Origin of the sequence: Paracoccus chinensis (assembly GCF_900102885.1) — a bacterium.
GTDB classification, from domain to species: Bacteria; Pseudomonadota; Alphaproteobacteria; order Rhodobacterales; family Rhodobacteraceae; genus Paracoccus; species Paracoccus chinensis.
In genome coordinates this window covers 1-9,957 of the sequence record NZ_FNGE01000002.1, presented here as the reverse complement: position 1 = coordinate 9,957, position 9,957 = coordinate 1, and the positions used below count along the sequence as shown (strand labels likewise).

Sequence of the window (9,957 nt, the reverse complement as noted above, 5' to 3'; positions counted from 1 at the left end):
GGAGAGTCGGTCAGGGCGTAGGCTAGGGTCTGTGGGCGCGTGCCCTGAATGGCCTGGTAGCCGGCTTCTTCGCCAAGGAAATGCGCGAATTTCTGAAGATAGCGCGCCTCTTCCGGGGTGGGCTCCGCGATCAGTCCTGCATCGCGCCGTGGCGGCATGAAGTTCAGGTGGATGCCCGAGATCCTGTCGGAACAGGCATGGTCGAGCCTTGCCGCGACGAACAAGCCCCAGTGGCCTCCCTGCGCTTCGAACCGTGGGTAACCGAGCGCGTCGGTTATCAGGGACGCCATGGCTTTGGCTGAAAACCGCAACTGATGCGGGGCAACGCGTGCTCGACCCCGTTGCGGTCCTGGGCCGTCGTGTCCCCGCCGAGGTTCCCGGCTTGTCCATCGCTTGTGTCGAAGACAGGGCCTGTCACCTGCTCACTCTGCGACGCGGCACGGCAGAATGATGAGCCTGCGAGCTTGGATGGTGTGGGCAAGGCTGCGCCAGCGCTGCGACCGCGCGATAGTGGCATCCCGCCTCGACCGCTCCGGCTACGGTCAAGTGTCGGAAGGCTGTGATGTGATGGCCGACCTCTTGGAAGCTGGAGATGCACTTCCCATGCTTCGAAACGAGCAGGCTGCTGCGGCCTGCCACGCCCTTCGCATGTCCGGCACTGCCGGAATCCGGTTGGCCGGGGTTAGCGCGCAATTTCTTGTTCAGCGATTAAGGGGACTGACCCTCTCTCCAGCGTCTCGCCGCCACATCGCCAGCCGCCTCCTCGAGCGAGGCTTTTTCCGAGGCGTTGTGGGAACCTGCCTCGGCTGCCACAGGCCCGGACGCCGCCCTTTCCGCAGGCAGAGGCTGGAACTCAAAGAATGACAGGAGCGTGACAGCGGCAGAAAAGGCCCCATCAGCGATATTGATCATTCAGGTTTGCCGCGGTTCTGGCGACATGAGCGCTCCCCTCTGTGGATCGTCGCAGACCCACTCGGCACAGAGATGCCATTGGTGGGCGGTCACATCATCAGCACAACCTTCTCGATAGCCATGTTTTTTCAGTTGAGGCATGTGACGGCGCGCTCCGGGCTGCCAAGCCCCGAGAGCTGCAGACGGACGATTGCGGCCAGATGCTGCGTGCCATACCTGTCAACGCGCTCTCATTCCTAGCCTTATCGAAAGAACCGCATGTCCACGTCTGCCAAGCTCCGTGTGCTGATCGCCGAGGATGAGGTCCTTGTCTCGATGTTCCTGGCCGACCTCGTCGAGGATGCCGGCTTCGAGGTGGTGGGCGTCGCCCGCACCGCTCCCGACGCGGTCGCGCTGGCGCAGCAGCACCGGCCCGACATTGCCCTGATGGATGCCAACCTCAAGGGCGGGGCCAGCGGGATCGCGGCGGCCGAGGCAATGGCCCGCGACCAGGACATCGCCATCATCTTCATCTCGGGCGACAGCGGCTTGGCCGACGATCCCGCCGTCGCCGCGCTCAAGCCGGTGGCGGTGGTGGAAAAGCCCTGCATGCCCGACGACCTCACCGCCGTGCTGCAGCGCGCGGCCCGCCTGCGCAATGCCGACTGATCCCGGAACCACCATGCCCCAGAACCTGATCCAGACGGACGGCAGCCCTGTCGGGCTGACCGCAGCCCTGCGTGCGATCGCACGCGGGGATTTCTCGATCACCCTGCTTGAGGATGGCGAGAACGCGCCCCTCGCCCAGGCCTACAACATGCTGGCCGACCAGAACCGCGCGCTCGTCTCGGAACTGGCGCGGCTGCAGCAGGCAGTCGTCCACGAGGGGCAGACGAACGAGCGCATCCACCTGGAGGGCGCCACGGGCGGCTGGCGCGAGGCGGTGGATTCCGTCAACGGCCTGATCCAGGGCAGCATGCTGCACGGCGAGGGCATCACCCGCGTCGTCCGCGCCGTGGCCGAGGGCGACCTGTCGCAATCGGTGCCGCTTGAACTGGCCGGCCGGCCGCTGAAGGGCGACCTGCTGCAGACCGCCGATGCCATCAACACCATGGTGGACCGGCTGAAGTCCTTCGCCTCCGAGGTCAGCCGGGTCGCCCGCGAGGTCGGCACCGAGGGCAAGCTGGGCGGGCAGGCGCGGGTCGAGGGCGTCGCCGGCACCTGGCGCGACCTGACCGACAACGTGAACGCCATGGCCTCGAACCTGACGGGGCAGTTGCGCAACATCGCCGATGTCACGACGGCGGTGGCGCGCGGCGATCTGTCCAAGAAGATCACGGTCGATGTCCAGGGCGAGCTGCTGACCCTGAAGGACACGGTCAACACGATGGTTGACCAGCTGAACGCCTTTGCCTCCGAGGTGACGCGCGTCGCCCGCGAGGTCGGGACCGAGGGCAAGCTGGGTGGGCAGGCGCGGGTCGAGGGTGTCGCCGGCACCTGGCGCGACCTGACCGACAGCGTCAACGGCATGGCCGGCAACCTGACGATCCAGCTCCGCGACGTCAGCAAGGTCGCCACCGCCATCGCCTCGGGCGACCTGACCCAGCAGATCACGGTCGAGGCCGAGGGCGAGATCCTGCAGATCAAGCAGGTCATCAACACGATGGTGGACCAGCTGTCCTCCTTCGCGTCCGAGGTGACGCGGGTCGCGCGCGAGGTCGGGACCGAGGGCATCCTCGGTGGCCAGGCCGAAGTCGAGGGCGTGGCGGGAACCTGGCGGCGCCTGACGCAGAGCGTGAACAGCCTTGCCACCAACCTGACCAGCCAGGTGCGCGAGATCGCCGAGGTCACGACCGCCGTGGCCCGCGGCGACCTGTCCAAGAAGATCACCGTCGATGCCAAGGGCGAGATCGCGGAACTGAAGAACACCATCAACACGATGGTGGACCAGTTGTCCGCCTTCGCGTCCGAGGTGACGCGGGTTGCCCGCGAGGTGGGCACCGAGGGACGGCTTGGGGGACAGGCGCGGGTCGAGGGCGTCGCCGGCACCTGGGCCGACCTGACCGGCCGCGTGAACCAGATGGCCGAGAACCTGACCGGCCAGGTCCGCAACATCGCCGAGGTCACCACCGCCGTCGCGCGCGGCGACCTGTCCAAGAAGATCACCGTCCAGGTCCAGGGCGAGATGCAGGAGCTGAAGGAGACCATCAACACGATGGTGGACCGGCTCAACCGCTTCGCCTTCGAGGTGACGCGCGTCGCCCGCGACGTGGGGACCGAGGGCAAGCTGGGCGGCGAGGCCCGTGTCGAGGGCGTCGAGGGCACCTGGCGCGACCTGACCGAGAACGTGAACGGGCTTGCCTCGAACCTGACGGAACAGGTCCGCAACATCGCCGAGGTCACGACCGCCGTCGCCCGCGGCGACCTGTCCAAGAAGATCACCGTCGATGCGCGGGGCGAGATCCTGGCCTTGAAGAACACCATCAACACCATGGTGGACCAGCTGAACGCCTTCGCGTCAGAGGTCACGCGGGTCGCGCGCGAGGTGGGCACCCAGGGCAAGCTGGGCGGCCAGGCGCAGGTGCCGGGCGTGGCCGGGACCTGGGCGGACCTGACCGACAACGTCAACCTGATGGCCGACAACCTCACCAACCAGGTGCGCGGCATCGCCCGCGTCGTCACGGCGGTCGCGAACGGCGATCTCAAGCGCAAGCTGACGCTGGACGTGAAGGGCGAGATCGCGGACCTGGCCGAGACGATCAACGAGATGATCGACACGCTGGCGACCTTCGGCGACCAGGTCACGGACGTGGCCCGCGAGGTCGGGATCGAGGGCAAGCTGGGCGGGCAGGCGCGCGTGCCGGGCGCCTCGGGCCTGTGGCGCGACCTGACCGACAACGTGAACCAGCTGGCCGACAACCTGACCACCCAAGTCCGCGCCATCGCCGAGGTGGCGACAGCCGTGGCCGAGGGCGACCTGACGCGCTCGATCTCGGTCGAGGCCAAGGGCGAGGTCGGCGCGCTGAAGAACGACATCAACCGGATGATTGCCAATCTGCGCGACACGACCGAGGTCAACCGCGAGCAGGACTGGCTGAAGACCAACCTGACGCGCTTCACCCGGCTGGTGCAGGGCCAGCGCGACATGGAAACCGTCAGCAACGTCCTGCTGTCGGGGCTGGCGCCGCTGATCAACGTCCAGCACGGCGCGATCTGGCTGGCCGCCGAGGACGAGGATGGCCCCGTCTTCGAGCTGGCCGCCACCTATGCCATGACCGAGCGCAAGTTCCTGGCCAGCCGCATCCGCCCGCGCGAAGGGCTGATCGGCCAGTGCGCCGTCGAACGCGAGCGCATCCTGCTGACCAACGTGCCGCCCGATTACGTCCGCATCCGTTCCGGCCTGGGCGAGGCCGCGCCGCTGAACATCGTGGCTCTGCCGGTGCTGTTCGAGGGCCGGGTTCTGGCGATCATCGAGCTGGCCTCGTTCAGCCGCTTCACGGAAACGCATGTCGCCTTCCTCGACCAGCTGGTGGAATCCATCGGGGTCGTGCTGAACGGCATCAGCGCCTCGATGCGGACCGAGACGCTGCTGAGCCAGTCGCAGATCCTCGCGTCCGAACTTCAAAGCCAGCAGGACGAGCTGCGGTCCTCGAACGAGCGGCTCGAGGAGCAGGCGACCCGGATGCGCGAAAGCGAGGAGATGCTGCGCCAGCAGCAGGAGGCGCTGCGCGTCAAGAACGAGGAACTGGAGGAGAAGGCCGAGCAGCTGGCGCTGACCTCGAAATACAAGTCCGAGTTCCTGGCCAACATGAGCCACGAGCTTCGCACCCCGCTGAACAGCCTGCTGATCCTGTCGAAGCTTCTAGCCGAGAACGGCCGCGGCAACCTGTCCGAGAAACAGATCGAGCAGGCCTCGACCATCCACGCGGCAGGCGACGACCTTCTGCGGATGATCAACGACATCCTCGACCTGTCCAAGATCGAGAGCGGCACGATCGTGCTGAACCTCGAATCCATGCGCTTCGGCGACTTCGCCCAGGCGATGGACCGCCAGTTCCGCGCCCTGGCCGAGCAGAAGGGGCTCGATTTCGTCGTCGACCTTTCGCCCGACCTGCCGGCGGTGATGACGACCGACGGGCCGCGGCTGCAGCAGGTGGTCAAGAACCTGCTGTCGAACGCGATCAAGTTCACGGAACGCGGAGCCGTGCGGATGGAGGTCGCCCCGGTCCCCGCGGGCCAGGTCTTCCGCAACGCCCGCCTTGCGGCGGCCTCGCGCCGGGTGGCCTTTGCCGTCGTCGACACCGGCATCGGCGTCGCCCCGGCCCAGCAGCAGGTGATCTTCGAGGCCTTCCAGCAGGCCGACGGCACCACCTCGCGCCGCTATGGCGGCACCGGGCTCGGCCTCTCGATCAGCCGCGAATTGGCGACGCTGCTGGGCGGCGAGATCAGGCTGGAATCGACGCCGGGCGAGGGCAGCCGCTTCACATTGTACCTGCCGCTGGAAAGCGGGCTGGCGGAATCCGACGCGGGTGACGTCCTGTCCCTGCCCGCAGCCCCCGCAGCCCTGCCGGCGCCGTCCGAACCGGCCCCGTTCCGGCCTGCGCCCCCGCCTGCCCCGCAGCCCACGCGGAGGGACGCCGAGGCGTCCGCCGCCGCGGTCGAGGCCCCGCGCGCGTCCCGCTGGATGTCCGAGACCCCTGCCCCGGCCGTCCCGGCCCGCCGCGACGGCAGCCGCCCGCTGGTCGCCATCGTCGAGGACGACCCGGTCTTCGCCGGCATCCTGCAGGACATCGCAACCGAGCGCGGCTTCGATGGGCTCATCATCGCCCGCGGGCGCGAACTGCCCTCGGTCATCCGCCACCAGCGGCCCGACGCGGTCAGCCTCGACATCCAGTTGCCCGACGTGGACGGCTGGGCGCTGGTGGACCGCATCACCACCGACCGCGAGATGCGCCACCTGCCGGTGCATCTGATTTCCGTCGTCGATGACGAGGAACGGCTGCGCGGGCGCGGGATCGAGTATTCCGGCAAGCCCGTCAGCCGCGAGCGGCTGATCGAGGTCTTCGACAGCCTCAGGGTCCAGGCCACTCGCCGCACCTGGCGGGTCGTCATGGTCCGCCCTAGCGCCCGCGTGAGTGCCGAGCTGCGCCCGCTGCTGGACGGCATCGAGGGGCTGGCGCTGGAGGAGGTGACCCCCGCAAAAGCTGCGGCCGCACTGCAGACGCCCGCCGACGCGGTGATGGTCGTCGCCGCGACCGCCGACAAGGCGGTGGGCGAGTTGCTGGCGGCGCTGGCCGCGCGCAAGGACGCGCCGCCGGTCGTCGTCGGGCTGGACGCCGCGCCCGGCGCTTCGGCGGCCGGTGTCATCTCCCGCCTCGGCGCCGAGCTGGTGATCCGCAGCGAGACGGGCGGCGACGGCCGGCTGCTCGACGCGCTGGTGGCCACGCTCAAGCTGCGCTGGGACGGCCTGCCCGAATCCTTGCGCGCCGCGATCACCGCCGTGCGCTGCCGCGACGAACTGCTGGACGGTCGGCGGGTCGCGGTGATCGATGACGACATCCGCAACATCTTCTCGATGACCGCGCTGCTCGAGGACCACGGCATCGAGGTCGTCAGCGCCGAAAGTGGGGCTGCGGGACTGGCCCTGCTGGACGCCCAGCCCGACCTTGCGGCGGTGCTGGTGGACATCATGATGCCCGAGATGGACGGCTACGAGGTGATGCAGCGCATCCGCGCCGATGCCCGCTTCCGCGAGTTGCCGCTGATCGCGGTGACGGCCAAGGCCATGGCCGAGGACCGCGAGCGCTGCTTCAACGCGGGGGCCTCGGACTACCTGTCCAAGCCCGTCGAGAAGGAGGAGCTGATCGCGGTGCTGCGCACCTGGATCAAGCGCCGCAAGCCGCGGGGGACGGTGGCGTGAGCGGCGCCGCGGCCGACGCGCCGGCCCGGATCCTCGTCGTCGATGACGACGAGGCCAACCTGGTCGCGGCGCAGGCCGTGCTGGCCGATCTCGGCCATCCGGTCGTCACCGCGTCTTCGGGGGCCGAGGCCCTGCGCGCCGTGCTGCGCCACGAATTCGCGGTGATCCTGCTGGACGTCCGGATGCCCGGCATGGACGGCTACGAGACCGCCGAGCTGATCCGCCAGCGCGAACGCTCGCGCCACGTGCCGATCATCTTCCTGTCGGGCGTCGACAAGGAGACCTCGCACCAGTTCCGGGGCTATGCCGCAGGCGCTGTCGATTACGTCCTGAAGCCCGCCGAGCCGCTGATCCTGCGGTCCAAGGTGCAGGTCTTCGCCCAGCTTTACGAGCAGCGCCGCCAGATCGCGCTGAAGGCCGAGGCCGAGCGCCAGCTGATGGCCGAGAACCTCGCCGTCCGCGCCCGCGAGGCCGAGGTCGCGCGCGAGCTGGAACGCACGCTGATGACCCAGGCGCTGGTGCTGGACGCGCTGCCGCTGGCGCTGTTCGTGATCGAGCCGGGCGAGGAGGCGCGCCGCTTCGTTGGTGGCAATGTCCAGGTGCTCTGTGGGGCGGCGGACGATCCCGATTTCGTCATCGGCGACTGGATGGACCGCGTCCATCTCGACGACCGGCCGCGGCTGGCGGCGGCGCTGGCCGCGCTGCCCCAAGGCTACGAGATCGAATACCGCATCCAGTGTGGCCGCGACGAGCGCTGGATGATGGAACGCGCCAGCGCCGGCGATGAGGGCGAGGACGGGCTGATGATTTCCGGCGTCGTCACCGACATCACCAGCCGCAAGCGGCTGGAGGAGCAGCTGACCCATGCCCAGAAGCTCGAGGCGATCGGGCAGCTTTCGGGCGGGGTCGCGCATGATTTCAACAACATGCTGGGCGTCATCATCGGCTCGCTGGACCGGGTGCAGGCTACCGCCGAGCTGGACGACCGCAGCCGCGGGCGGCTGGCGCTTGCGCTGCAGGCCGCGCAAAGCTGCGCCGACTTGACCAAGCGGCTGTTGGGCTTTGCCCGCCGGCAGAAGCTGCAACCTCGCGAACTGGACGTGACATCGGAGATGGATCGCCTGCGCGGGCTGTTCGAACGCGTGCTGGGCGAGACCGTCACCGCGACGCTGGACATCCCCGCGGACCTGCCGCCGGTGTGGATCGACGCCTCGCAGTTCGAGGGAGCGATCGTCAATCTGGTGGTGAACGCCCGCGACGCGATGCCCGACGGCGGCAGCCTGGCGGTGACGGCGCGGCTGGTCGAACTGGATACGGACGAGGCCGCGATGGCGGGCCTGCCGGCCCAGCCCTTCCTCCGCCTGTCGGTCAGCGACAGCGGCACGGGCATGGACGCGGAAACCCAGACCCGCGCGCTGGAGCCCTTCTTCACGACCAAGGGGCCGGACAAGGGCACGGGGCTGGGGCTGAGTTCGATCTATGGCTTCCTGCGCCAGTCGGGGGGCGGGCTGCGGATCGAGAGCGCGCCGGGCGAGGGCACGACCGTACATCTCTACCTGCCGCCGATGCAGAACCCCGCGGGACTGGCCCAGGACGCCCCGCATGCTGCCGCGGTCGACCTGACCGGGTTGCGCGTGGCCGTGGTCGAGGACAACGACGCGCTGCGCGATGTCACCTGCGGCATGCTCAGCGAGCTGGGCTGCGCAGTCACCAGCTTTGATAGCGCCGACGCAGCGGCAGAGGCACTGGATCCCGCGAGTATCGATCTTCTGGTCACCGATTGCGTGATGCCAGGGCAGTTGAATGGTCCTCGCCTTTGCGAATTGCTGCGCGAGCGTCGCAATGATCTGCCGGTACTCTTCATCTCGGGTTTCCGCGCGGATGCTGACGAACTGCCGACACGGGCTGCGACCCTCCTGGCCAAGCCCTTCGACACAGCGCAGGTCCACACGGCGATCGGGAACCTGCTGAAGTTGGGATAATCGGGTCGGCCTGTTGAAGGTTGCGGTCGACCTTGCCCTGTCCAGAGAGTTGCCGATACTGAGGGGGCTGACGAGGGCGCATAGCTGGCGCAAACCGCGCTAAGCAGACCCTCTGCCTATGTTCTTGGGCTGCCCAGGGCCTTGCGTGGGCAGAGAGCGCGGTCGATCCGGCCTGGCTGCATAGTGGACGCCCTATATCAGGATCCCGCATCGTCGTAAGCACCGCTGTCCGTCGTACGCTCTGTATGGTTATGCCTTAGCCATGGCTCTCGGACCGGTAGCTTCCATTGGCTTCGATCGCGACGAGTCCATTAGTACGTGCTGGCAGCGTCGTGTCGGCCAGTAGCCGTTTCAAGTTGCCGCTGTTCGCCTGTTCTTTGGAGCCAGTGCCTTCGCAGGCTCAAACCTCGAGTGCCTCAGCCGCCGGGCGTGAGAGAGGTTCATGCCGCCATAATAAGCTTGCAGAACCTGACCGGGCCCGATCCGGGGCCCACACAGGGCCGTCGCCGACGGCATGCAGTCAAGGCGATGTGTTGATTTTGTCCCTCGATTATTCCGAGGACCTGTGTTTGGTGCAGCGACTTCCCCTCGTGCCGTCTGCGCCTGCGTGGTGAGGCAAAATCGACGGCAAACCGAGGGACGTCGCGGTGGAGTAATGTCACGGCCCCAGGCTGCACTCCAGAACACAGTGCGAGAGTACCGCAATCGGACCCTCATTTTTGCACCATGTCCTGCCATCCACCGCCTGTGCTTTGCTGACACGCTTGCGGAACGCAGAAAGCGCCCCGTGGGGCGCTGCGCATGTAGCGGATATATTGCAAGAGTTTGGTTGCGGGGGCAGGATTTGAACCTGCGGCCTTCAGGTTATGAGCCTGACGAGCTACCGGGCTGCTCTACCCCGCGTCCGTGCTGCGTTTGTGCAGCGGGTTCCCCGCGGGTTTTTGGGTGCGGGGGGTGGTGCGATCGTTTCAGAGAGATGTGCGTTTCTTTCCAGGTCTGGCGGTGACCTACTCTCCCACGTCTTGAGACGCAGTACCATTGGCGCGACGGCGCTTAACGGCCGAGTTCGGGATGGGATCGGGTGTTTCGCTCGTGCTATGGCCACCAGACCGGGAAAGAAACGCTCAGCGTTGCGGCTTTCGCCACAGGTTGTCCAAGGTGATG

Annotated in this window: 4 protein-coding genes, 1 tRNA gene and 1 rRNA gene; 4 read left to right on the top strand and 2 right to left on the bottom strand. The window is 67.7% G+C overall.

Annotated elements, in window-relative coordinates:
• Positions 1 to 80 precede the first annotated feature (80 nt).
• The 4 genes from BLQ03_RS17855 to BLQ03_RS01915 all read left to right on the top strand — a co-directional run bounded on the left by BLQ03_RS17855 (position 81) and on the right by BLQ03_RS01915 (position 8,793).
• A complete protein-coding gene (locus BLQ03_RS17855; protein WP_139166601.1) occupies positions 81 to 302 on the top strand; it encodes a hypothetical protein in 222 nt (73 codons plus the stop codon).
• 868 nt (positions 303 to 1,170) lie between these two features.
• The gene (locus BLQ03_RS01925; RefSeq protein ID WP_090752150.1) at positions 1,171 to 1,560 is read left to right on the top strand and encodes a response regulator; all 390 of its coding nucleotides are present in this window, start codon (positions 1,171 to 1,173) and stop codon (positions 1,558 to 1,560) included.
• Positions 1,561 to 1,573: 13 nt separating this feature from the next.
• Positions 1,574 to 6,811: a HAMP domain-containing protein gene (locus BLQ03_RS01920; RefSeq protein WP_217629641.1), complete on the top strand. Its 5,238-nt coding sequence runs from the start codon at positions 1,574 to 1,576 to the stop codon at positions 6,809 to 6,811.
• Positions 6,808 to 8,793 (top strand): response regulator, encoded by a 1,986-nt coding sequence (locus BLQ03_RS01915; protein ID WP_090752145.1) that lies wholly within the window; start codon positions 6,808 to 6,810, stop codon positions 8,791 to 8,793. The genes BLQ03_RS01920 and BLQ03_RS01915 overlap by 4 nt, the downstream gene beginning before the upstream one ends.
• Before the next feature lie 826 nt (positions 8,794 to 9,619).
• Here BLQ03_RS01915 and BLQ03_RS01910 read toward each other — a convergent pair.
• A tRNA-Met gene (locus BLQ03_RS01910) sits at positions 9,620 to 9,696 on the bottom strand.
• Positions 9,697 to 9,787: 91 nt separating this feature from the next.
• Positions 9,788 to 9,902 (bottom strand): 5S ribosomal RNA (gene rrf, locus BLQ03_RS01905).
• Between the last annotated feature and the right edge of the window lie 55 nt (positions 9,903 to 9,957).

What these genes read in the sequence shown, in the direction of transcription:
- BLQ03_RS01920 (WP_217629641.1), top strand. Translation starts at nt 1,574, where the DNA reads ATGCCCCAGAACCTGATCCAGACGGACGGCAGCCCTGTCGGGCTGACC.
- BLQ03_RS01925 (WP_090752150.1), top strand. Translation starts at nt 1,171, where the DNA reads ATGTCCACGTCTGCCAAGCTCCGTGTGCTGATCGCCGAGGATGAGGTC.
- BLQ03_RS17855 (WP_139166601.1), top strand. Translation starts at nt 81, where the DNA reads ATGCGCGAATTTCTGAAGATAGCGCGCCTCTTCCGGGGTGGGCTCCGC.